Source organism: Streptomyces crystallinus (genome assembly GCF_039521265.1).
GTDB classification, from domain to species: domain Bacteria; phylum Actinomycetota; class Actinomycetes; order Streptomycetales; family Streptomycetaceae; genus Streptomyces; species Streptomyces crystallinus.
Map to the genome: position 1 here is coordinate 185,961 of NZ_BAAACA010000005.1, position 21,650 is coordinate 207,610.

Sequence of the window (21,650 nt, forward strand, 5' to 3'; positions counted from 1 at the left end):
GTAACGTACGGGTGTACCTTGGCCGCATGGCACAGGCAACGATCGGGGACAGCGAGTTCGACCGGGACACCGCCGTCACCCCGCGCGCAGACGAAGACGGCGTCTACGACGCCCATCTCTCGGCCGGATGGACGATCATCCAGGCCGTGAACGGCGGATACCTCCTCGCCCTCCTCGGCCGCACACTCGGTCAGGCGCTCCCGCACGCGGACCCGTTCAGCGTGACGGCCCACTACCTCACGCCCTCCGTCCCCGGCCCGGCCGTGGTCCGCACCCAGCGGGTGCGCACCGGCCGTACGCTCTCCACCGGCCAGGCCTCGCTCTTCCAGTACGACGAGAACGGCGCCGAGGTCGAGCGCATCCGGGTGCTCGCCTCCTACGGCGACCTGGACGCGCTGCCGGACGACGTCCGCACCACGGCCAAGCCGCCCGCGATCCCGCCGATCGAGCACTGCCTCGGCCCGGCCGACGCGCCCGCGCCGATCCCGGGCAGCTCGGCCATCACCGACCGGCTGATGCTGAAGCTCGATCCGACCACGCTGGGCTGGGCGGTGGGCGCGCCCTCCGGCAAGGGGGAGATGCGCGGCTGGTTCGGCCTGGCCGACGGGCGCGACGCCGATCCGTACTCACTCCTGCTCGCGGTCGACGCGCTGCCGCCCACCGCGTTCGAGATGGGCCTGACGGGCTGGACCCCCACGGTCGAGCTGACCGCCCACATCCGCTGCCGTCCGGCGCCCGGTCCGCTGCGGGTCTCCATCACCACGCGCAACCTGGCGGGTGGGTTCCTGGAGGAGGACGCGGAGATCTGGGACAGCGCGGACCGCCTGGTAGCCCAGTCCCGCCAACTGGCCCGCGCCTTGCGATAGCTTCGCGCCCGGCCTTCGACTGCGGCTGAGTGGTCGGTTGCTCGCGCAGTTCCCCGCGCCCCTAGGGGGTTGGCCTCAGCCGGCGTACTCAGCTCAGCCAGAGGCTTTTAGGGGCGCGGGGAACTGCGCGACCAGCCACGACGCAGCCGCAGACGAAAACCGGGCCTAATCCAGCCAGTGGCGGCGGCCAAGCGTGACCAGCCGCAACTGCCGCCGCGCGGTGGCGACAACCGCCTCCTCGGCCCCGGAGGCCCCGGAGGCGCCCGCCTCCAAGATGGCCGACGCCGTCATCACCATGTGATCCACGTACACCCCCGCCAGCATCAGCAGATCCTCCGCACTCCACCCCACCGACTCCGGATCCGCCCCCAGCGCCGCCGCGACCTCCTCGGCGAAGCGGCGCAGCTGGACGCCGATGGCCTCCCGGACCGGGGCCACGCCTCCGTGCCGCTCGCGCGCGATGAACCGCACATGCGCCGGATGTGCCCGCACATGTGCGGCGATCAGCGACACCGCCCGGTCGATGCGCTCCTCGCTCCCGCCGGTCGTCACGATCGCCGCCCGGATCGTCTCGTGCAGACTCCCCAGCGCCTCCTCCACCAGCGCCACCCCGAGGTCGGCCGTGTCCTTGAAGTGCCGGTAGAACGCGGCGGGGGCCACCCCCACGGCCCGGGTGACCTCGCGAAGCCCCAGGCTGCTGAGGCTCTGGTGCTCCAGCAGCCCGAGCGCCGCGTCCAGGAGCGCCTGGCGCGTCTTCTGCTTCTGGGCCTGCCGGATCCCGAGAGTGTGGCTCATACCACTCAGTAAACAGCTGTTCGCTGATTTTGGAAAGGCTAGACTGGGTAGTCAGTGAACAGTCGTACTCCGAAATCGAGTCGAACGGATCTGAGAGGCACTCATGCTTTTCCTCGTCGCAGCCCTCCTCCTGCTGGGGGTCGTGCTGGGCTCAGCGGCGCACCTTCCGCTCCCGGTCACCCTCGCCGTCGCCGGCGCCATCGGGCTCTGGCTGATCGTCTTCGCCATACGTGAACGCGTCTCGTCGCACCGGAGGGCCTGACCATGGAACTCGTCCTGAACCGCCGCCGTGTCCGTGACAAGGACGCCGACGGCATGGCCGTCGCCGCCTTCATCCTCGGCCTGCTCGGCCTGCTGGTCATGAACGTCGTCCTCGGCCCGATGGCCATCGTGCTCGCCGGCCTCGCCCTGCGCTACCGCACCACCCGGCGCGGCCGCGCCTGGCTCGGACTCGCCCTCGGCGTCGCCGACCTGGCGGTGCTCGCGGCCCTGGTCATGGCCGACGGAACGGTCTCCTGGGGGATCGGCGCCTGAGGCCGGTCCCGGTGGCTCGTAGAATCGGGCCCACCATGGCTTACCTCGACCACGCCGCGACCACCCCGATGCTTCCGGAGGCGGTCCAGGCGATGACCGCCCAGCTCACCGCCACCGGCAACGCGTCCTCGCTGCACGCCGCCGGACGCCGGGCCCGCCGCACCGCCGAGGAGGCCCGCGAGGAGCTCGCCGAGGCGCTCGGCGCCCGGCCCAGCGAGGTCGTCTTCACGGCCGGCGGCACCGAGGCCGACAACCTCGCCGTCAAGGGCCTGTACTGGGCCCGCCACGACGCCGACCCGCGCCGCGTCCGGGTGCTGGCCAGCCCCGTCGAGCACCACGCGGTGCTCGACGCGGTCCACTGGCTCGCCGAGCACGAGGGCGCGACCGTCGAGTACCTCCCCGTCGACCGGTACGGGCGGGTGCACCCCGAAGCCCTGCGCGAGGCGATCGCGCGCGACCCCTCGGACGTGGCCCTGGCCACCGTCATGTGGGCCAACAACGAGATCGGCACTGTGCTGCCGGTGGCGGAACTCGCCGCCGTGGCGCGGGAGTTCGACATCCCGCTGCACGCCGACGCGGTCCAGGCCGTGGGCCAGCTGGACGTCGACTTCGCCGCCTCGGGCCTGGCCGCGATGACCGTCTCGGGCCACAAGATCGGCGGCCCGTACGGCATCGGGGCCCTGCTGCTCGGCCGTGAGTACACCCCCGTTCCCGTGCTGCACGGCGGTGGCCAGGAGCGCCATGTGCGCTCCGGCACCCTGGACGTGCCCGCGATCGCCGCGTTCGCGGTGGCGGGCCGGCTGGCCGCCGAGCGCCGGGCCGACTTCGCCCGCGAGGTCGGCGCTCTGCGCGACCAGCTGGTCGAAGCGGTCCGCGAGGCGGTCCCGGAGGCCATCCTGGGCGGCGACCCGGCCCCCGGCGGGCGCCTGCCCGCGAACGCGCACTTCACCTTCCCCGGCTGCGAGGGCGACTCGCTGCTGCTGCTCCTGGACGCGCAGGGCATCGAGTGCTCCACGGGCTCCGCCTGCACGGCGGGCGTGGCCCAGCCCAGCCACGTCCTGCTCGCCACCGGCACCCCTCCCGACCTGGCCAGAGGCACCCTCCGCTTCTCCCTGGGCCACACCTCCACCGAGGCCGACGTCCAGGCCGTGGCGACGGCGATCGGCCCGGCGGTGGAGCGGGCACGAACAGCGGGGCTCAGCTGACACCCCCGGCGGGGTGCGGCCCCGGCCCGCACCCCGGCCCGGGATACTCGCGAGCCACCCACCCCGCACGGCACGTACCCTGGTGGGTGCTATGACGAAGACACCCCCGCGCCCCCTCCGTGTGCTCGCCGCGATGTCCGGTGGCGTCGACTCGGCCGTCGCCGCCGCCCGCGCCGCCGAGGCGGGCCACGACGTCACCGGCGTCCACCTCGCCCTGTCCGCGAACCCGCAGTCCTTCCGCACCGGAGCCCGCGGCTGCTGCACCATCGAGGACTCCCGCGACGCCCGCCGCGCCGCCGATGTCATCGGCATCCCCTTCTATGTCTGGGACCTGGCGGAGCGCTTCCGCGAGGACGTCGTCGAGGACTTCGTCGCCGAGTACGAGGCGGGCCGCACCCCCAATCCGTGTCTGCGCTGCAACGAGAAGATCAAGTTCGCCGCGCTGCTCGACAAGGCCCTCGCCCTCGGCTTCGACGCCGTCTGCACCGGCCACTACGCCACGGTCGTCCTCAACGAGGACGGCAGCCGTGAGCTGCACCGCGCCAGCGACATGGCCAAGGACCAGTCCTACGTCCTCGGCGTCCTGGACGAGAAGCAGCTCGCCCACGCGATGTTCCCGCTCGGTGACACCCTCACCACCAAGGACGAGATCCGCGCCGAGGCTGAGCGCCGGGGCCTGGCCGTCGCCAAGAAGCCGGACAGCCACGACATCTGCTTCATCGCCGACGGCGACACCCAGGGGTTCCTGGCCAAGCGGCTGGGCAAGGCCGAGGGCGACATCGTCGACGAGTCCGGCACCAAGGTCGGCAGCCACGAGGGCGCGTACGGCTTCACCATCGGGCAGCGCAAGGGTCTGCGCATCGGCCACCCGGCCGCCGACGGCAAGCCCCGCTACGTCCTGGACATCTCCCCGGTGAACAACACGGTCACCGTCGGCCCCGTCGAGGCCCTGGACGTCACCGGCCTGACCGCCATCAAGCCCCGCTGGTGCGGCGACGCCCCGGTCGGCTCCGGCATCTACACCGCCCAGCTGCGCGCCCACGGCGGTGAGACGACGGTGACGGCGGAGTTGGTCGACGGCGAGCTCGTGGTGAACTTCGCCGAGGCGGTGCGCGGCGTCGCGCCGGGCCAGGCGATCGTGCTCTACGACGGCACGCGGGTGGTGGGCTCGGCGACGATCGCCACCACCACGCGCCGCACCGAGGCGCTGGCCTAGAGCAGGCCGTACAGAGCGGACGGCGCCGGCCCGGGCAGCGTCACGCCGGGTCGGCCGCCGGGCCGATGAAGCACAGGTGGTCCTTTATCAACGCCACGGCCGCCAGCGGCTCGTGGTACGCCCAGGCTATGTCCGGCGCCTCCGGCAGCGACCAGTACGCGGCAACTCCCTTGTAGGGGCACGTCGTCCGGGTGTCCGACGGGCTCAGCAGGTCCAGCCGGACGTCCTCCGGCGGCAGGTAATAGCGGACCGGCAGGCCGTCCTCGTGCACCAGCAGCGGGCGGGTGCTGTCGGCGAGCACCTGCCCCTCCCACAGCACGCGCACGCGGAGCGCGTCCTCCCCGGCGGCCTCGGCCGAGACGCGGTGCTCCGGATCGTAGGGCGGCGGCGGGCCGGGCGGGGGCGTCGCGGCGCCGGTGGGCTCGGCGAGGATCGTGTACGTCATCTGGGTCGTCGTCATGCCCGCTCAACGGCCCGTCGCCCGGCGCTTGTTCCCCCGAACCGCCGTTCTGAGAATTGTTCACCCGTTCGAGTGGCGGAGGTCTCCCGGCGTACGGTTGAGCCATGAACATCTGCGTCTTCCTCTCCGCCGCCGACCTCGACGACCGCTACACCCGCCCCGCCCGCGAGTTCGCCGAGCTGCTCGGCAAGGGCGGCCACACGCTGGTGTGGGGCGGCTCGGACCGGGGGCTGATGAAGGTCGTGGCCGACGGCGTGCAGGAGGCGGGCGGGCGGCTCGTCGGCGTCTCCGTCGACTTCCTCGCCGTCTCCGCCCGACAGGACGCCGACGAGATGGTCTTCGCCAGGGACCTCGCCGAGCGCAAGGCGCTGCTGCTGGAGAAGGCCGACGCCGTTGTGATCATGGTCGGTGGCACCGGCACCCTCGACGAGGCCACCGAGATCCTGGAGCTGAAGAAGCACGGCAAGCACACCAAGCCGGTGGTGCTGCTGAACACCGCAGGGTTCTACGACGGCCTCAAGGAGCAGTTCCGCCGCATGGACGCCGAGGGCTTCCTGCCGCTGCCCCTCACTGACCTGGTCTTCTTCGCGGAGGACGGTGTCGCCGCCCTCGCCTACCTGGAGGAGTCCGCAGGGGTCCAGTAGTGCGAGCATGTCGGGTATGGCTACACACCTGATCACTGGGGCAGGCTCCGGCATCGGCGCGGCGGTGGCGCGGCGGCTGCACGAACGGGGCGACGAGCTCGTCCTGCTGGCACGCGACGCGGGCCGCGCCAAGGAGCTCGCGGGGCGCTTCCCCGGCGCCCGCACCCTCGTCGCCGACCTCGCCGACCCGGACCGCGTCTCCAAGTCGCTCGGCATGCAGCCGATGCCGGACCACCTCGACTCCCTCCTGCACATCGCGGGCGTCGTCGACCTCGGCCCCGTGGCCGAGCTGCGCCCCAGGACCTGGCACCAGCAGCTCAACGCCAACCTGATCTCGCCCGCCGAGCTCACCCGGCTCTTCCTGCCCCAGCTGCGCGCCTCCCGCGGCCACGTCCTGTTCGTCAACTCCGGCGCCGGGCTCACCGCCCACGCCGAGTGGGGCGCGTACGCCGCCTCCAAGCACGGCCTGAAGGCGCTGGCGGACTCGCTGCGCCACGAGGAGCACCCGAACGGCGTGCGCGTCACCTCCGTCTACCCGGGCCGCACCGCCAGCCCCATGCAGGCCAAGGTGCACTCGCAGGAGGGCAAGGAGTACGACCCGTCGAAGTTCATCGACGCCGAGTCGGTGGCGACCACGATCCTCATGGCGATCGACCTGCCGCGCGACGCCGAGGTCAACGACCTGACGGTGCGGCCGGGCCGATGAACGACGCCGTCAGCGACTTCTCCTGGGGCGCCGCCACCGGCGTCGGCTCCATGCCCGGCGGTGACGCGCGCGAGGCCGCCAAGACCGTCACCGGCTCCCTCATCGGTGCCGACGGCTCGGCCGGCGACTTCCCGTTCCTGCCCGAGCTGCCCGGGCGGGGCCCCGGCGCCGACATGATCGGCCGCACCGCCGGGCTGCTCGTCGAGATGTACGCGCGCGTGGAGCCCAGCGGCTGGCGGATCGGCGACCGGCCCGGCCGCGACACCCGACGGGCCCACTCCTGGCTGGGCGAGGACCTGGACGCCCTGGAGGAGTTCACCCAGGGGTACGAGGGCCCGCTCAAGGTCCAGGCGGTCGGGCCGTGGACGCTCGCCGCCGCCCTGGAGCTGCGCGGCGGCGAGGCCGCCCTCGGCGACCCCGGCGCCTGCCGCGACCTGGCGGGCTCGCTCGCGGAGGGGCTGCGCGGCCACCTCGCGGACGTGCGCCGCCGGGTGCCGGGGGCCAGGATCCTGCTCCAGCTCGACGAGCCGTCCCTCACCGCCGTGCTGCGCGGGCAGATCAGGACGGCCAGCGGCTACCGCACCCACCGGGCCGTCGACCGGCAGGTCGTCGAGTCGGCGCTGCGGGACGTCGTCGCCGTGCACGACGGCCCGGTCGTCGTCCACTCCTGCGCGCCCGACGTGCCGTTCGCCCTGCTGCGCCGGGCCGGTGCGGCCGCCGTCTCGTTCGACTTCTCGCTGCTCACCGAGCGTGACGACGAGGTGATCGGCGAGGCGGTGGAGAGCGGCACCCGGCTGTTCGCCGGAGTGGTCGGCGCCACCGACGGCCCATTGTCAGACCCTGCCGGTAGCGTCATGGGTGTCAGGACGTTGTGGCGCAGGTTGGGGCTGCATCCGGGGACCCTCGCGGAGTCCGTGGTGCTCACCCCGGCGTGCGGGCTCGCGGGCGCCTCGCCGGCGTATGCCCGCGCGGCCCTCGCCCACTGCGTCCGGGCGGCGAGATCGCTCGCGGACAACCCTGAGTGACGGGGAAGACGGGAAACGGGAGGACATGACAGTGGCTGGCGAACAGAACGACGTGGTGCCCGCGGAAGCACGGGAGAAGCACGCGCTCCTCGCCGAGCAGGTCGAGGAGCACCGCTTCCGGTACTACGTGAAGGACCAGCCGGTCATCAGCGACGGCGAGTTCGACAAGCTGCTGCGCGGCCTGGAGGCCCTGGAGGAGGAGTACGCGGAGCTGCGCACCCCCGACTCCCCGACCCAGAAGGTCGCCGGGGCGTACGAGACGGACTTCGCCTCGGTGGAGCACCGCGAGCGGATGCTCTCGCTGGACAACGCCTTCGACGAGGAGGAGCTGGCCGCCTGGGCCGAGCGAGTCGCCAAGGACGTCGGCACCAGCGCCTACCACTACCTGTGCGAGCTGAAGGTCGACGGCCTCGCGGTCAACCTGACGTACGAGCACGGGCGGCTGACCCGCGCCGCCACCCGGGGCGACGGACGCACCGGCGAGGACATCACGCCCAACGTCCGCACCATCGCGGACATCCCCGACCGGCTCAAAGGCGACCGCGTCCCGGACCTCGTCGAGATCCGGGGCGAGGTCTACTTCCCGATGGAGGCGTTCGAGGGGCTCAACGCGCGCCTGGTGGAGGCGGGCGACAAGCCGTTCGCCAACCCGCGCAACGCGGCGGCCGGTTCGCTGCGCCAGAAGGACCCCAAGGTCACCGCGACCCGCCCGCTCCACATGGTGGTGCACGGCATCGGCGCGCGCGACGGCTTCACCATCGACTGCCTCTCGCACGCGTACGAGCTGCTGCGCGAGTGGGGCCTGCCGACCGCCCAGCACAACAAGGTGGTCGACTCCCTGGACGAAGTACGGGACTTCATCGCGTACTTCGGAGAGCACCGCCACTCGGTGGAGCACGAGATCGACGGCGTCGTCGTCAAGCTCGACGAGATCCCCCTCCAGGGCCGCCTCGGCTCCACCGCGCGCGCCCCGCGCTGGGCGATCGCCTGGAAGTACGCGCCGGAGGAGGTCAACACCAAGCTGCTCAACATCCGCGTGGGCGTCGGCCGCACCGGCCGCGTCACTCCGTACGCGCAGGTGGAGCCGGTGACCGTGGCGGGCTCCGAGGTCGAGTTCGCCACCCTGCACAACCAGGACGTGGTCAGGGCCAAGGGCGTCCTCATCGGGGACACGGTGGTGCTGCGCAAGGCCGGTGACGTCATCCCGGAGATCCTGGGCCCCGTCACCGACCTGCGGGACGGCACCGAGCGGGAGTTCGTGATGCCCGCCGAGTGCCCCGAGTGCGGCACCGCGCTGCGGCCCATGAAGGAGGGCGACATCGACCTGCGCTGCCCCAACGCGCGGTCGTGCCCCGCCCAGTTGCGCGAGCGGCTGTTCTATCTGGCCGGCCGCAAGAGCCTGGACATCGAGAACTTCGGCTATGTGGCCGCCGCCGCCCTCACCAAGCCGCTGGAGCCGGCCGAGCCGCCGCTGCTCGACGAGGGCGACCTCTTCGACCTGACGATGGAGCGGCTGCTGCCCATCAAGGCGTACGTCCTGGACCAGGACAGCGGGCTGCCCAAGCGCGACCCCAAGACCGGCGAGGAGAAGGTCGCCCTGGTCTTCGCCAACATGAACGGCGAGCCGCGCAAGAACGCGGTGTCGATGCTGGAGAACATCGCGGCCGCCAAGGAGCGCCCGCTCGCCCGGATCCTGACGGGTCTGTCGATCCGCCATGTCGGCCCGGTCGCCGCCGAGGCGCTCGCGCGCGAGTTCCGCTCCATCGAGCGCATCGAACAGGCCACCGAGGCGGAGCTGGCGGCGGTCGAGGGCGTCGGCCCGACCATCGCGGCCTCGCTCAAGCAGTGGTTCGAGGAGGACTGGCACCGCGAGATCCTGCGCAAGTGGAAGGCCGCGGGCGTCCGTATGGAGGACGAGCGCTCCGGTGAGGACGAGGGGCCCCGTCCGCTGGAGGGGCTCACGGTGGTGGTGACCGGAACGCTGGTCAACCACACCAGAGATGGCGCGAAAGAAGCGCTCCAGAGCCGTGGAGCCAAGGTCACCGGTTCCGTTTCGAAGAAGACGTCGTTCGTCGTCGTCGGCGACAGCCCTGGTTCGAAGTACGACAAGGCGATGCAGCTGAAGGTTCCGGTTCTCGACGAGGACGGGTTCGCTGTCCTGCTGGAACAGGGTCCCGAGGCTGCTCGCGAAGCGGCTGTGCCGAGCGCGGGTGAGGGGGAATAAGAGGAGTGGAGGGCTCCTCCCGGACCACCCGCCATCACCCGTTCGGCGCATACCAGACGGCTCTTGGTGGTCAGTTCGCATTCGGGCAAGAGATGTAGACCGCTGCCCGTCAGAGCCTTCCGCGGCCTACTGTTGGGATGAGCGCCAGTCGTGCACGGCTGAAACGGGAGCTTGGGGGAGCTTCCGGTCGTGGTGGCATGACAAAGGGGCCATCGCGTGGCATCGGCATCGCCGGCTGTGAGAGGGACGGGAATGAAACCGACCGAGAGCGCCGCCCCGGCCGTACGGCTGCGCGGGTTCGCGGGATTCTCCTCCAGGCTGACCGCCGGCGTCCTCGGGACCGCCGCCCTCGCCCTGGCCCTGGGGATCTACCGGGCCCTCGACACGGGCGACGCCCTCTTCCCCGGCGCCACCAGGGGCTGGGCGCTGGCCGTGCTCACCGGGATCATCGTGGGCCATCTGGTGGCGCTCGGCCGCGACCGCTGGTGGGGCGGCACGGGTTCCGGCGCCGCCCTCACCCTGGCCGTGCTGCTCCTGTACGGCTGGGTGCCGGCCGGGCTGGTCTCCATGGCCGTCGTGGTGCTGGTGGGAGCGGCCCGCCGGCACCGCTGGCGCCAGGGCGTGCTGCACGGCGCGGTCGACGTCCTAGGCATCGGCGCGGCCGCGCTGGTGCTCGCCGTCTTCGGCCACCACCCCAGCGTCCGCTCACCCTGGTGGCCCACCGACTGGACGGTCTCCTCGGCCCCCGTGGTGGTCCTCGCCGCCACGACATACCTGGCGGTCACCCGGATACTGCTCTGGTACGCGCTGGCCCCGCGCGGCGGCGGGCTGCCCACGGTCGCCCGCACCGCCCTGCTGCGGCAGGGCCTGGTCGCCGTCGCCCTGCTCGGCATCGCCCCGCTGATCTGCGTGGTCGCGATGGCCCTGCCGGTCCTGCTGCCCCTGTTCGCGGTGCCGCTGATCGCCCTCGACTCCACCCTGTGGATCGCCCGCGCCCGCGCCGAGGAGCAGCTGCGCGACCCGCTCACCGGGCTGCCCAACCGCCAGTGGCTCCTGGAGCGCACCTGGGCGGCCCTGGAGGAGGCCGAGGGCCCCGGCAACCGGGCCGCCCTCGTCCTGATCGACATGGACCGGTTCCGCTCGGTCAACGACACCCTCGGGCATCTCGCGGGCGACCGGCTGCTCCTCCAGATAGCCGAGCGGCTGCGCCTCGCCCTGCCGCGCGGCGCCGAGGCGGCCCGGCTCGGCGGCGACGAGTTCGCCGTGCTGCTGCCAGTGGCCGACTCCGCGACCAGCACCATGCGCATAGCCCGCGGCCTGGTCGCCGAGCTCTCCTCGCCACTCGACCTCGACGGCCTCACGCTGGTCCTGGAGGCCAGCGCCGGCGTCGCGGTCTACCCCGACCACGCGCTGGACGCGGAGGGGCTGCTGCGCCGGGCGGACGTGGCGATGTACCAGGCCAAGCGGGACCGCACGGGCGTGGAGGTGTACGAGTCGAAGCGGGACTCCAACACCCCTGACCGCCTGGGCCTGTTGGGCGATCTGCGGCGGGCGCTCGACGCGGGCGACGTGGAGCTCCACTACCAGCCGAAGGTCCGCTTCGACGGCCAGGTGGCGGGCCTGGAGGCGCTGGTGCGCTGGGTGCACCCGGAGCGCGGCCGGGTCCCTCCCGACGAGTTCATCGCCATCGCCGAGTCCTCGGGGCTGATGCCGCACCTGACCGAGTACGTGCTGGAGACGGCGCTCGCCCAGGTGGCCCGGTGGCGGGCGCAGGGCCTCACGGTCCCGGTCGCCGTGAACGTGTCGCCCCGCGACGTCCACACCCCCGGCTTCGCGGGCGCGGTCGCGGCCCGGCTGGCCCGGCACGGCGTCCCGGCCGGCGCCCTTCAGCTGGAGATAACCGAGCACGTCCTGCTGGAGGACCCGCAGCGGGCCGCCGACACCCTGGCGGGGCTGACCGGCCACGGCGTGAAGATGTCCCTGGACGACTTCGGCACCGGGTACTCCTCGCTGGTGCATCTGCGCCGGCTGCCGGTCAGCGAGCTCAAGATCGACCGTTCCTTCGTGGCCCGGCTGGCCGTCGACAACGAGGACGCCGAGATCGTGCGCTGCACCCTCGACCTCGCCCACTCGCTGGGTCTGCTCGTCGTCGCCGAGGGCGTCGAGGACGACGAGACCTGGGAGCGGCTGCGGGACCTGGGGTGCGACGCCGTCCAGGGCTGGCTGGTGGCCGCCGCGATGCCGCCCGCCGAGGCCACCGCCTGGCTGCTCGCCCGCGGCTCCAACGGCTGGCAGCGCCCCGCCGACCTGGCGGCGGCGGCGAAGCTCGCCGCCACGGCCGAGGAGCCGTCCGGCACCCCGGTGCAGTGACATCCCGGCGGTGACCTCCCGCTGCGTTGCGACCCGGCGTGCCCGCGCCGACGTCACCGTAACGCCGCAACGGCCGTGCAGGACACGGCAGTTCCGGAAGTGGCGCCCGGTGGCGGGTGTGGCGTGCGTACCGGCTGCCGGAAGGGGCGCCCGTCGGCCGCCGTGGCGTACGGACCGGCTGTGCGACCTATTCGACCGTCATGTCCTCGTAGCGGATGGTGACGGTCTCCTCGGCCGTGTCCGTGCCGTCGGCGTCGGGAGCGGGGGCGTCCCACTGGCGGGCCCAGGCGTTGGACAGGTGGTAGGTGTGGACCGGCCTTCTGCGCGCGTCGTACTCGGTGATGCGCACGTTCTGCCGGAGCGCGCCGCCGTCCGCCGCCGCGTTGCCGCTCGCGACCCAGTCGGTGAACTCCCGGGACCGGTCCGTGCCCCGGACGACGACCACATCGCCGCACCGGGCGGCGCCGAGACCGGAGACGCTTCTGACGGACTCGACCGCGTACCGGCCGAGGCTGACGCTGAACCGGTACGACGGGAAGCCGTCGTCGAGGGACATGGCGGTGCTCCTTGATCGCTGGGGACCGGGTGGCGGAGCCTTACCCCGGGCCGGGCCCGGGGCACCACGGTTCACCCGTCGGGGGAGCGGCCCCGGAGGCCGCGTCCCGGCCGTGATCAGGCCCCCCGGCACAAACCGTTTAGTCGAGTGGCCACCGGGCCCCATAGGATTGGCCCCAAACCACACACACTCACCCCTGAGGATCGCTGCATGCCTGGCATTACGCGCGAGGAGGTCGCCCACCTCGCCCGGCTGGCGCGTCTGGAGCTGAAGAGCGAAGAGCTGGACCACTTCGCCGGTCAGCTCGACGACATCATCGGCGCGGTCGCCCGCGTCTCCGAGGTCGCCGACCAAGACGTGCCCCCGACCTCCCACCCGCTGCCGCTGACCAACGTCATGCGCGCGGACGAGGTCCGTCCGTCGCTCACCCCCGAGCAGGCGCTCTCCGGCGCCCCGGCCCAGGAGCAGCAGCGTTTCAAGGTGCCGCAGATCCTGGGGGAGGACTAATCACATGACGGACATCATCAAGCTCACCGCCGCCGCGATCGCGTCGAAGATCGCGTCCGGCGAGCTCACCGCCGTCGAGGTCACCGAGGCCCATCTGGCCCGTATCGAGGCCGTCGACGAGAAGGTGCACGCCTTCCTGCACGTCGACCGCGAGGGCGCGCTCGCGCAGGCCCGCGCCGTCGACGAGAAGCGCGCGCGGGGCGAGAAGCTCGGCCCGCTGGCCGGTGTGCCGCTCGCCCTGAAGGACATCTTCACGACGGAGGGGATCCCCACCACCGTCGGCTCGAAGATCCTCGAGGGCTGGATCCCGCCGTACGACGCGACGCTCACCAAGCGCCTCAAGGCGGCCGACGTCGTCATCCTCGGCAAGACCAACATGGACGAGTTCGCCATGGGGTCCTCCACCGAGAACAGCGCCTACGGCCCGACCGGCAACCCCTGGGACCTCACCCGGATCCCCGGCGGCTCCGGAGGCGGCTCCTCCGCCGCGCTCGCCTCCTACGAGGCCCCGCTCGCCATCGGCACGGACACCGGCGGATCGATCCGCCAGCCCGCCGCCGTCACCGGCACCGTCGGCGTCAAGCCGACCTACGGCGCGGTCTCCCGCTTCGGCATGGTCGCCTTCTCGTCCTCCCTGGACCAGGGCGGCCCCTGTGCCCGTACGGTCCTGGACGCGGCGCTGCTGCACGAGGTCATCGCCGGGCACGACCCGCTCGACTCGACCTCCATCGACGCCCCGGTCCCGCCGGTCGTCGAGGCCGCCCGCAACGGCTCGGTGGCCGGGATGCGCGTCGGCGTCGTCAAGCAGTTCTCCGGCGAGGGCTACCAGGCCGGTGTCGTCCAGCGCTTCAACGAGTCGGTCGAGCTGCTGAAGTCGCTCGGCGCCGAGATCGTCGAGCTGGACTGCCCGTCCTTCGACCTGGCGCTCTCCGCGTACTACCTGATCGCCCCGAGCGAGTGCTCGTCCAACCTGGCCCGCTTCGACGCCATGCGCTACGGCCTGCGGGTCGGCGACGACGGCACCAAGTCGGCCGAGGAGGTCACCGCGCTCACCCGCGAGGCCGGCTTCGGCGACGAGGTCAAGCGCCGGGTCATCCTCGGTACGTACGCGCTGAGCTCCGGCTACTACGACGCGTACTACGGCAGCGCCCAGAAGGTCCGCACGCTCATCACGCGCGACTTCGAGAAGGCCTTCGAGCAGGTCGACGTGATCGTCTCGCCGACCACGCCCACCACCGCCTTCCCGATCGGCGAGCGCGCCGACGACCCGATGGCGATGTACCTCGCCGACCTGTGCACCATCCCGACCAACATGGCGGGCAACGCCGCCATGTCGCTGCCCTGCGGCCTCGCGCCGGAGGACGGCCTGCCGGTCGGGCTGCAGATCATCGCCCCCGCCCTGAAGGACGACCGCCTGTACAAGGTGGGTGCCGCCGTCGAGGCCGCCTTCGTGGAAAAGTGGGGCCACCCGCTGCTCGAGGAGGCTCCGTCGCTGTGAGTGCACTGACCAAGGCCAAGGGTTTCAAGAAGTCCAAGGCCGGTACGTACCTGTCCATCGGCACCACCGCCTTCGGCGCGATCAGCGTGCTCAAGCAGGCCAGGAAGGCCCGCACCGAGCAGGACAAGCTCCAGCTGCTCGACGCCGTCGTCTCCGCCGCCGCCATCGCCACCGGCGTCGCCATCCTGCTGCGCGAGCTCAAGCGCATGGGTGACGACGACGTCCTGCTGGGCTGAGAGGGATTGTTTCACCGTGACCGTCACTGATCTGGTCTCGTACGAGGACGCCCTCGCGTCGTACGACCCCGTCATGGGCCTGGAGGTCCATGTCGAGCTCGGTACGAAGACCAAGATGTTCTGCGGCTGTTCTACCGAGCTGGGCGCCGAGCCCAACTCGCAGACCTGCCCCACCTGCCTCGGCCTGCCCGGCTCGCTCCCGGTCGTCAACGCGATCGGCGTCGAGTCGGCCGTCAAGATCGGCCTCGCGCTGCACTGCGAGATCGCCGAGTGGTGCCGCTTCGCCCGGAAGAACTACTTCTATCCGGACATGCCGAAGAACTTCCAGACCTCGCAGTACGACGAGCCGATCGCCTTCAACGGCTATCTGGACGTCCAGCTGGAGGACGGCGAGATCTTCCGCGTGGAGATCGAGCGCGCCCACATGGAGGAGGACACCGGCAAGTCGACGCACGTCGGCGGTGCCACCGGCCGCATCCACGGCGCCTCGCACTCGCTGCTCGACTACAACCGGGCCGGCATCCCGCTCATCGAGATCGTCACCAAGCCGATCGAGGGCGCGGGCGAGCGGGCCCCCGAGGTCGCCAAGGCGTACGTCGCCGAGCTGCGCGAACTCATCAAGGCGCTCGGTGTCTCCGAGGCCCGGATGGACAAGGGGCAGATGCGCTGCGACGTGAACCTGTCGCTGCGGCCCCACGGGACCGAGAAGTTCGGCACCCGCAGCGAGACGAAGAACGTCAACTCGCTGCGGTCGGTCGAGCGCGCGGCCCGCTTCGAGATCCAGCGCCACGCCGCGGTGCTGTCCTCCGGCGGCACGATCGTGCAGGAGACCCGTCACTTCCACGAGGAGGACGGCTCCACCACCTCGGGCCGCATCAAGGACAACGCCGAGGACTACCGGTACTTCCCGGAGCCCGACCTGGTGCCCGTCGCCCCGGCCCGCGAGTGGGTCGAGGAGCTGCGCAAGGGGCTGCCGGAGCTGCCGCGGGTGCGCCGCAACCGGCTCCGCGAGGAGTGGGGCGTCTCCGAGCACGACATGCAGTCGATCCTCAACGCGGGCGCGGTGGACTCCATCGTCGCCACGATCGAGGCGGGTGCCGACTCGGCCGCCGCGCGCAAGTGGTGGATGGGCGAGCTGGCCCGTAACGCCAACGAGCAGGGCGTCGCCCTGGACGAGCTGCCCGTGACCCCGGCGCAGGTCGCCCGGGTCGCGGCCCTGGTGGCCGCCGGCGACCTCAACGACAAGCTGGCGCGCCAGGTCATCGAGGGCGTCCTGGCGGGCGAGGGCGACCCGGACGCGGTCGTCGAGAAGCGCGGCCTCAAGGTCGTCTCGGACGAGGGCGCGCTGGGCGCGGCCGTGGACGAGGCCATCGCGGGCAACGCGGCCATCGCGGACAAGATCCGCGGCGGCAAGGTGCAGGCCGTCGGCGCGCTGGTCGGCGCGGTCATGAAGACCACGCGCGGCCAGGCGGACGCGGCCCGCGTCAAGGAGCTCATCCTGGAGAAGCTGGGCGTCGAGGGCTGAGGCCCCTGGTCCCCGAGCGCGCTCTCCCGCGTACGTAGTACGTGTATGACCGGCCCCCGTATCCCTGGGATGCGGGGGCCGCGTTCTGTGCCACGGGCGGCGGGGAATCAAACCCTCCTGCCGGGTGACCCCGTCCCGGAACGTCTATAGGGTGCCGAGCGTGGACGGGCGAGAAGCGGTGAGAGTGCTCGGGCGGCGTACGGCGCTGCGGTATCTGGCGCTGGGTACGGCGGCCAGCGCGCTGTCGGCCTGCACGGGCGCGGGGGCGGCGGAAGGGCCCCGCAAACAGGCGCTGAAGGCGTTCGTGAAGGGGGAGTGGGCCTACCGCTCCAACCAGAACCACCAGGGCGTCCTCACGGTCAATCCCGATGGACACTGGTCTGTCACCCAATGGGGTGGAATGTCCGGTCAGTGGATGCTTGACGGCACCGTCCTGTCGGTGAGTACGGACGCGCCCACCGGGGACGCGGAGTCCGAGGCGCAGGAGGCCTTCACGCTCACGAGCATGCCGGAGCGGGTCTCCCGGTCGTTCTCCGAGCTCTTCACGCTCTCCGGCGGCTGGTCGACCATCGGCACCGCCGTCGAGGCCGGGTACAGCAAGGGTGTGCTGTCGCTGGCGTTCCGGGGCGACGGCTCCGAGGACCTGCTCGTCACCTGCGTCCGCCGCAAGTGACCGCGGGGCCCTCCACACCCTCAGCCCCCTGTGAGTAACACCACGAAACGGGCAAACGATCACTATTCGCTGTCAGAGTTGCTGCTCCACGAACCATCCAGGGAGCACATGCGTTGGCAGCCATCGCACGGTGGTGCATCAGGCACCGCCTAGTCGCCGTCCTGCTCTGGCTCCTGGCGTTCGGCGGCACCACCGCGGCCACGGCTGTCGCGGGCTCCGCGTACTCCAACGACTACGAGGTCCCCGGCACCGAGTCCGGCCGCGCCACCGCCCTGCTCGACGCCGGGTTCCACGGCGGCCGCGGCGGTGACACCGACACGGTCGTCTGGCACACCGACTCCGGCCCCGTGCGCGCCCCCGGCGTACAGCAGCGCATGTCCAAGGCCCTCGGCGCGCTCGCCGAGCTCCCCGGCGTGGCCTCGGTGACCGGCCCGTACGGCCGCGACGGCTCCGCGCAGATCAGCGCGGACGGGCGCACCGCGTACGCCTCCGTCACCTTCGACCGGACCGCCGACGAGATCCCCGAGGCACAGGCGCGGGCCGTCGTCGACACCGCCAGGGCGGCCGCCGCCGACGGCCTCCAGGTGGCGGTCGGCGGCAGCGCCGCCGCGCTCACCGAGACCAGCTCCGCGCACCTCAGCGAGATCGTCGGGGTGGCCGTCGCGGCCGTCGTGCTCTTCCTCGCCTTCGGCTCGCTCGCCGCGAGCGTCCTGCCCATCCTCACCGCGGTGGTCTCGGTCGGCACCGCGTACGCGGGCATCGGGCTGCTCGGCCACGCCATGGCCGTCGCCGACTTCGCGCCCATGCTCGGCCTGCTCATCGGCCTCGGCGTCGGCATCGACTACGCGCTGTTCATCGTCACCCGGCACCGCCGGGGCCTGCGCCAGGGGCTCGGCGCCGACGAGGCCGCGACCCGGGCCGTGGCGACGACCGGGCGGGCCGTGGTCTTCGCGGGTGCGACCGTCTGCATCGCGCTGCTCGGCATGCTCACCCTGCGCCTCGGCTTCCTCAACGGAGTCGCGGTCGCCGCCTCGCTGACCGTCGTGCTCACCGTCGCCGCGTCCGTGACGCTGCTGCCCGCGCTGCTCTCCCTCATCGGGGACCGGGCGCTCAGCCGCCGCGAGCGGCGCCGGCTCGCCGAGCACGGGCCCCAGCCGGAGCTGCCGACCGGCTTCGCGGCCCGCTGGTCCGCGTTCGTCGAGCGCCGCCCCAAGCTGCTCGGCGCGCTCGCCGCCGCGGTGATGCTGCTGCTCGCGCTGCCCACGCTCTCGCTCCATCTGGGCACCTCCGACCAGGGCAACAACCCGGCGAAGTCCACCACCCGCACCGCCTACGACCTGCTCGCCGACGGCTTCGGGCCCGGCGTCAACGGGCCGCTCACCCTGGCCGCCAAGCTCGACGGCGCGGACGACCGGCTCGCCATGGACCGGCTGCCCGGCCTGCTGCGCTCCACCGAGGGCGTCGCCTCGGTGAGCCCGGTGACGTACAACGCCGGAGGTGACACGGCCGTCCTCACCGTGGTGCCCGACTCGGCGCCGCAGTCCCAGGACACCAGCGCCCTGGTCGACCGGCTGCGCGACCAGGTGCTGCCGGCCGCCGGGAAGGGCACCTCGCTCGACGTCCATGTGGGCGGGGTGACCGCCGGCTATGACGACTTCGCGCGTGTGATCGTCGGGAAGCTGCCGCTGTTCGTGGGCGTGGTGATCGCCCTCGGCTGCGTCCTGCTGCTCCTCGCCTTCCGCTCGGTCGGCATACCGCTCAAGGCGGCCGCGATGAACGTGGCGGCGGTGGCCTCCGCGTTCGGGATCGTCGTCGCCGTCTTCCAGTGGGGGTGGGGGAGCGAGCTCCTGGGGCTCGGCCGGTCCGGCCCGATCGAGCCGTTCCTCCCTGTGATCATGGTCTCGGTGCTCTTCGGGCTCTCCATGGACTACCAGGTGTTCCTGGTCAGCCGGATGTACGAGGAGTGGCTGGAGACAGGCGACAACCGGCGCGCGGTCCGGGTCGGCCTCGCCGAGACCAGCCGGGTGATCAACTCGGCCGCCGTGATCATGATTTCGGTCTTCCTGGCCTTCGTGCTCAGCGGCGAGCGGGTGATCGCGATGTTCGGCATCGCGCTGGCGGCGGCCGTCGCCCTGGACGCGTTCGTGCTGCGCACCCTGCTCGTACCGGCCCTGATGCATCTGCTCGGCGGCGCCAACTGGTGGCTGCCCGGCTGGCTGGACCGGCGGCTTCCGCGGATCAGCATCGAGCCGCCCGAGTGCGGCCGTGCGACGATCTCGCTGCCGGGGCCCGCGACCGAGCCGGTCGACGAGCTCGTGGCCCAGCCGTAGGCATACGGGGAGACAGAGGACCGGAGGAACGGGATGTTCGCGATATCGCTGGGGGACGACGGCGCGGAGCTGCGGCCGCTGGAGCCGCACCACGCCGAGGAGTACGTCGCGCACATCGACCGGGGGCGTGACTTCATCGGGCAGTTCATCCTGCTCGCCGAGGTGAGCCGGGACCTGGAGTCGGCCCGCGCCTTCCTCCAGGGGTACGCGGAGAAGACGGCCGCCGACACGGGGCGCCTCTACGGCATCTGGTCCGACGGCACGCTCGTCGGCGGCGTCCTCTTCCGCACCTTCGACGCCCGGCTCGGCACCGCCGAGGTGGGCTGCTGGCTGGAGCCGGCGGCGGTCGGGCGCGGGCTGGTCACCCGCGCGGTCCGGGTGCTGATCGACTGGGCCGTCGAGGAGCGCGGGATCCACCGCGTGGAGTGGCTCGCCGCCTCCGGCAACACCGCCAGCATCAACGTGGCCAAGCGGCTCGGGATGACGCGGGACGGGGTGCTGCGGGAGAACTACCCCTACCGGGGCGTACGCCAGGACACCGAGGTCTGGTCGGTGCTGGCCCCGGAATGGCGGGCCCGCGCGGCCTCCTAGGGAAGCGGTGGGGGAAGGGTGTTAAGGCGCCTCTCAGAAAGGCCGCCTACCGTCCCCGGCATGACTGCCACCCCCTCCACGACCAAGACCGACGCGACCAGGACCGACCCGACCGACCGTGAAGCCGACGCCGAGGTGACGGCGGTTGCCGACGACGCTCCCGCCGAGAAGAGCGCCGCCGGGGAAGCCGTCACCGAGGAAGCCCTGACCGACAGGGCCGATGAGGCCGACGGGGCTGACGTGGCCGACAGGGCCGACGGCGCTGTGGCCGAGGACGACGACGAGCTCGACGGCGATGTTCCGCCCGCCGAGCCCGTCCGTACCGGGATCGGGGCCGGCGCCGCCGCCGTGGTCTCGGCGGCGCTCGGCCTCGCCTCCCTCACCGGCACCTGGACCGGCAAGGTCCTCTCCGAGCGCGAGACCCTGCTCGGCCAGATCAAGACCGCCCAGGGCGGCACGGCCTCCGCGCAGATCCACGAGATCTACGGCGACTCCTGGCACACCACCGCCGCCGTGAACGGCGGCTTCGCGCTGCTCGCCCTGCTGGTCGGCGCGTTCGTGCTGGCCCGCCCGGCGTTCGGCGCCCCCGAGGCCCAGCCGCCGCAGCCCGTCTGGCTGCGGGCGGTCGCGCTCGGCGGCGTCGTCCTCGGCGCGCTCGGGCTGCTGCTCTCGGTCGGGATGTACTTCGACCTGTTCGCAACCCTCCCCTCCACCGGCTCCTGACGCCCGCTCCCGAACGTCCGGTCCCCAGGCCGCCCCCGCGCTGTCAGAGCGCCGGGGGCGCCATCGTGAAGCGGGCCAGGACGGAGGCGTTCACGGTCTGGCGCTGCGGCTCCAGATCGAGCTCGGGGACGCTCTCGGGCGCGCCGCCGTACCCCGCCGCGCGCATCCTCGCGGGCGCCGCCACCGGGTACGGCCGCGCGTCCTCGGCGCCCTCGTCGGCCAGTTCGAGCAGCGCCACCAGCTCGCTGCCGAGCGCCGTCGCGTACTCGCGGGCGCGCTCCACCGCCTGCTCGACGGCCCGGCGGCGGGCCTTCCCGTACGCGGGCGAGGCCGGGCGCAGCGCCCACCACGGGCCGTCCACACGGGTCAGTTCCAGCGAGGCCAGCCGTGAGACCAGCTCGCCGAGCGCCGTGAAGTCCCCGAGCTCCACCCCCACCCGCACCTGCCCGTGGTACGCCCGCACCCGCTCGCCCCGGCCGTGCCGGCCCAGTTCGGGGCTGACCGAGAACGAGCCGGTCTCCACCTGCTCGACCGCCTCCCCGTAGGACTTCACGAGGTCGAGGACGGCGGCGTTGCGGCGGGTGAGGTCCTCGAGCGCGGTACGCCGGTCGGTGCCGCGGGCCGTGACGGTCACCCCGAGCCGGGCGATCTCCGGGTCGACATCGAGCACGGCCTCGCCCCGGACCGCGATCCGGGGGGCGTCGGGGGTGCCGTAGGGCAGGTGCGGGGACGGCTGGGTCATCTCGGCTCCCTGGGGGGCTGGTTGGGGGTCGCTGGGGTGCGGTGGCTGGGTGCGGGTCGCTGGGTGCGGGCCGGTTCGGCGCGGTCGCCGGGTGTGGTCCACTCTTCCACCGGCCCTCCCGTAAGGCACCCACCGGCGGGCTAAGCCCCCTGCCTTACGCCTGAGTTCCCCGCCCGCTCGACCCCCTCGTATCTAAGGCCCCGGGCCCGTGAGGATGCGGCACT

At 72.5% G+C, this 21,650-nt stretch carries 22 protein-coding genes; 18 read left to right on the forward strand and 4 right to left on the reverse strand.

What is annotated here, in order from left to right:
- The first annotated feature begins 26 nt into the window (after window positions 1-26).
- A complete protein-coding gene (locus ABD236_RS03725; protein WP_344070031.1) occupies window positions 27-866 on the forward strand; it encodes a thioesterase family protein in 840 nt (279 codons plus the stop codon).
- A gap of 165 nt (window positions 867-1,031) precedes the next feature.
- Here ABD236_RS03725 and ABD236_RS03730 read toward each other — a convergent pair whose 3' ends face one another.
- A complete protein-coding gene (locus ABD236_RS03730) occupies window positions 1,032-1,661 on the reverse strand; it encodes a TetR family transcriptional regulator (protein WP_344070033.1) in 630 nt (209 codons plus the stop codon).
- Window positions 1,662-1,764: 103 nt separating this feature from the next.
- Between ABD236_RS03730 and ABD236_RS03735 the strand changes: the two genes are divergently transcribed.
- From ABD236_RS03735 to mnmA, 4 genes are all read left to right on the forward strand, one after another.
- Window positions 1,765-1,923 carry a hypothetical protein gene (locus ABD236_RS03735; protein ID WP_344070035.1) on the forward strand — a complete coding sequence of 53 codons (159 nt, stop codon included), beginning with the start codon at window positions 1,765-1,767 and terminating at the stop codon, window positions 1,921-1,923.
- Between the two features lie 2 nt (window positions 1,924-1,925).
- The gene (locus tag ABD236_RS03740) at window positions 1,926-2,195 is read left to right on the forward strand and encodes a DUF4190 domain-containing protein (protein ID WP_344070037.1); all 270 of its coding nucleotides are present in this window, start codon (window positions 1,926-1,928) and stop codon (window positions 2,193-2,195) included.
- 35 nt (window positions 2,196-2,230) lie between these two features.
- Window positions 2,231-3,400 (forward strand): cysteine desulfurase family protein, encoded by a 1,170-nt coding sequence (locus ABD236_RS03745; protein ID WP_344070039.1) that lies wholly within the window; start codon window positions 2,231-2,233, stop codon window positions 3,398-3,400.
- A 91-nt stretch (window positions 3,401-3,491) separates the two neighbouring features.
- On the forward strand, window positions 3,492-4,616 hold the full coding sequence (gene mnmA / locus ABD236_RS03750) for a tRNA 2-thiouridine(34) synthase MnmA (RefSeq protein WP_344070041.1): 1,125 nt from the start codon (window positions 3,492-3,494) through the stop codon (window positions 4,614-4,616).
- 40 nt (window positions 4,617-4,656) lie between these two features.
- On the opposite strand, the gene ABD236_RS03755 is transcribed toward mnmA, so the two are convergent.
- Window positions 4,657-5,076 carry a DUF427 domain-containing protein gene (locus ABD236_RS03755; protein ID WP_344070043.1) on the reverse strand — a complete coding sequence of 140 codons (420 nt, stop codon included), beginning with the start codon at window positions 5,074-5,076 and terminating at the stop codon, window positions 4,657-4,659.
- A gap of 104 nt (window positions 5,077-5,180) precedes the next feature.
- Here ABD236_RS03755 and ABD236_RS03760 point away from each other — a divergent pair, with 104 nt between their 5' ends.
- The 5 genes from ABD236_RS03760 to ABD236_RS03780 all read left to right on the forward strand — a co-directional run bounded on the left by ABD236_RS03760 (window position 5,181) and on the right by ABD236_RS03780 (window position 12,045).
- Window positions 5,181-5,720 (forward strand): LOG family protein, encoded by a 540-nt coding sequence (locus tag ABD236_RS03760; protein WP_344070045.1) that lies wholly within the window; start codon window positions 5,181-5,183, stop codon window positions 5,718-5,720.
- Window positions 5,721-5,736: 16 nt separating this feature from the next.
- The gene (locus ABD236_RS03765; RefSeq protein ID WP_344070047.1) at window positions 5,737-6,426 is read left to right on the forward strand and encodes an SDR family oxidoreductase; all 690 of its coding nucleotides are present in this window, start codon (window positions 5,737-5,739) and stop codon (window positions 6,424-6,426) included.
- Window positions 6,423-7,451, forward strand: coding sequence for a methionine synthase (locus ABD236_RS03770; protein WP_344070049.1), 1,029 nt, complete (start codon window positions 6,423-6,425; stop codon window positions 7,449-7,451). The genes ABD236_RS03765 and ABD236_RS03770 overlap by 4 nt, the downstream gene beginning before the upstream one ends.
- A 25-nt stretch (window positions 7,452-7,476) precedes the next feature.
- Window positions 7,477-9,675 (forward strand): NAD-dependent DNA ligase LigA, encoded by a 2,199-nt coding sequence (gene ligA / locus ABD236_RS03775; protein WP_425543812.1) that lies wholly within the window; start codon window positions 7,477-7,479, stop codon window positions 9,673-9,675.
- A 252-nt stretch (window positions 9,676-9,927) separates the two neighbouring features.
- On the forward strand, window positions 9,928-12,045 hold the full coding sequence (locus ABD236_RS03780) for a putative bifunctional diguanylate cyclase/phosphodiesterase (protein WP_344070053.1): 2,118 nt from the start codon (window positions 9,928-9,930) through the stop codon (window positions 12,043-12,045).
- Between the two features lie 187 nt (window positions 12,046-12,232).
- On the opposite strand, the gene ABD236_RS03785 is transcribed toward ABD236_RS03780, so the two are convergent.
- Window positions 12,233-12,601, reverse strand: a complete 369-nt coding sequence (locus ABD236_RS03785) for a phage tail protein (RefSeq protein ID WP_344070055.1) — start codon at window positions 12,599-12,601, stop codon at window positions 12,233-12,235.
- Window positions 12,602-12,811: 210 nt separating this feature from the next.
- On the opposite strand from ABD236_RS03785, the gene gatC reads away from it, so the two are divergent.
- From gatC to ABD236_RS03825, 8 genes are all read left to right on the forward strand, one after another.
- Window positions 12,812-13,108 (forward strand): Asp-tRNA(Asn)/Glu-tRNA(Gln) amidotransferase subunit GatC, encoded by a 297-nt coding sequence (gene gatC, locus ABD236_RS03790; RefSeq protein ID WP_007266718.1) that lies wholly within the window; start codon window positions 12,812-12,814, stop codon window positions 13,106-13,108.
- Between the two features lie 4 nt (window positions 13,109-13,112).
- Entirely contained in the window at window positions 13,113-14,606 is a 1,494-nt protein-coding gene (gatA, locus tag ABD236_RS03795; protein ID WP_344070058.1) for an Asp-tRNA(Asn)/Glu-tRNA(Gln) amidotransferase subunit GatA, read from the forward strand.
- Window positions 14,603-14,842 (forward strand): hypothetical protein, encoded by a 240-nt coding sequence (locus ABD236_RS03800; RefSeq protein WP_344070060.1) that lies wholly within the window; start codon window positions 14,603-14,605, stop codon window positions 14,840-14,842. The genes gatA and ABD236_RS03800 overlap by 4 nt, the downstream gene beginning before the upstream one ends.
- A 16-nt stretch (window positions 14,843-14,858) precedes the next feature.
- Complete coding sequence (gene gatB, locus ABD236_RS03805; RefSeq protein ID WP_344070062.1) at window positions 14,859-16,367, forward strand: Asp-tRNA(Asn)/Glu-tRNA(Gln) amidotransferase subunit GatB; 1,509 nt, start codon at window positions 14,859-14,861, stop codon at window positions 16,365-16,367.
- 160 nt (window positions 16,368-16,527) lie between these two features.
- Window positions 16,528-17,040, forward strand: a complete 513-nt coding sequence (locus ABD236_RS03810; RefSeq protein WP_344070064.1) for a hypothetical protein — start codon at window positions 16,528-16,530, stop codon at window positions 17,038-17,040.
- A 113-nt stretch (window positions 17,041-17,153) separates the two neighbouring features.
- Complete coding sequence (locus ABD236_RS03815; RefSeq protein WP_344070066.1) at window positions 17,154-19,370, forward strand: MMPL family transporter; 2,217 nt, start codon at window positions 17,154-17,156, stop codon at window positions 19,368-19,370.
- Between the two features lie 33 nt (window positions 19,371-19,403).
- Window positions 19,404-19,961, forward strand: a complete 558-nt coding sequence (locus ABD236_RS03820; protein WP_344070068.1) for a GNAT family N-acetyltransferase — start codon at window positions 19,404-19,406, stop codon at window positions 19,959-19,961.
- A 60-nt stretch (window positions 19,962-20,021) separates the two neighbouring features.
- Window positions 20,022-20,684, forward strand: a complete 663-nt coding sequence (locus ABD236_RS03825; RefSeq protein WP_344070070.1) for a hypothetical protein — start codon at window positions 20,022-20,024, stop codon at window positions 20,682-20,684.
- 43 nt (window positions 20,685-20,727) lie between these two features.
- On the opposite strand, the gene ABD236_RS03830 is transcribed toward ABD236_RS03825, so the two are convergent.
- The gene (locus ABD236_RS03830) at window positions 20,728-21,426 is read right to left on the reverse strand and encodes an SIMPL domain-containing protein (protein ID WP_344070072.1); all 699 of its coding nucleotides are present in this window, start codon (window positions 21,424-21,426) and stop codon (window positions 20,728-20,730) included.
- Window positions 21,427-21,650: the final 224 nt, after the last annotated feature.

Excerpts from the sequence above, each read along its gene's own strand:
- ABD236_RS03725 (WP_344070031.1), top strand. The coding sequence starts at position 27 with ATGGCACAGGCAACGATCGGGGACAGCGAGTTCGACCGGGACACCGCC.
- ABD236_RS03730 (WP_344070033.1), bottom strand. The coding sequence starts at position 1,661 with ATGAGCCACACTCTCGGGATCCGGCAGGCCCAGAAGCAGAAGACGCGC.
- ABD236_RS03735 (WP_344070035.1), top strand. The coding sequence starts at position 1,765 with ATGCTTTTCCTCGTCGCAGCCCTCCTCCTGCTGGGGGTCGTGCTGGGC.
- ABD236_RS03740 (WP_344070037.1), top strand. The coding sequence starts at position 1,926 with ATGGAACTCGTCCTGAACCGCCGCCGTGTCCGTGACAAGGACGCCGAC.
- ABD236_RS03745 (WP_344070039.1), top strand. The coding sequence starts at position 2,231 with ATGGCTTACCTCGACCACGCCGCGACCACCCCGATGCTTCCGGAGGCG.
- mnmA (WP_344070041.1), top strand. The coding sequence starts at position 3,492 with ATGACGAAGACACCCCCGCGCCCCCTCCGTGTGCTCGCCGCGATGTCC.
- ABD236_RS03755 (WP_344070043.1), bottom strand. The coding sequence starts at position 5,076 with ATGACGACGACCCAGATGACGTACACGATCCTCGCCGAGCCCACCGGC.
- ABD236_RS03760 (WP_344070045.1), top strand. The coding sequence starts at position 5,181 with ATGAACATCTGCGTCTTCCTCTCCGCCGCCGACCTCGACGACCGCTAC.
- ABD236_RS03765 (WP_344070047.1), top strand. The coding sequence starts at position 5,737 with ATGGCTACACACCTGATCACTGGGGCAGGCTCCGGCATCGGCGCGGCG.
- ABD236_RS03770 (WP_344070049.1), top strand. The coding sequence starts at position 6,423 with ATGAACGACGCCGTCAGCGACTTCTCCTGGGGCGCCGCCACCGGCGTC.
- ligA (WP_425543812.1), top strand. The coding sequence starts at position 7,477 with ATGACAGTGGCTGGCGAACAGAACGACGTGGTGCCCGCGGAAGCACGG.
- ABD236_RS03780 (WP_344070053.1), top strand. The coding sequence starts at position 9,928 with ATGAAACCGACCGAGAGCGCCGCCCCGGCCGTACGGCTGCGCGGGTTC.
- ABD236_RS03785 (WP_344070055.1), bottom strand. The coding sequence starts at position 12,601 with ATGTCCCTCGACGACGGCTTCCCGTCGTACCGGTTCAGCGTCAGCCTC.
- gatC (WP_007266718.1), top strand. The coding sequence starts at position 12,812 with ATGCCTGGCATTACGCGCGAGGAGGTCGCCCACCTCGCCCGGCTGGCG.
- gatA (WP_344070058.1), top strand. The coding sequence starts at position 13,113 with ATGACGGACATCATCAAGCTCACCGCCGCCGCGATCGCGTCGAAGATC.
- ABD236_RS03820 (WP_344070068.1), top strand. The coding sequence starts at position 19,404 with ATGTTCGCGATATCGCTGGGGGACGACGGCGCGGAGCTGCGGCCGCTG.
- ABD236_RS03825 (WP_344070070.1), top strand. The coding sequence starts at position 20,022 with ATGACTGCCACCCCCTCCACGACCAAGACCGACGCGACCAGGACCGAC.
- ABD236_RS03830 (WP_344070072.1), bottom strand. The coding sequence starts at position 21,426 with ATGACCCAGCCGTCCCCGCACCTGCCCTACGGCACCCCCGACGCCCCC.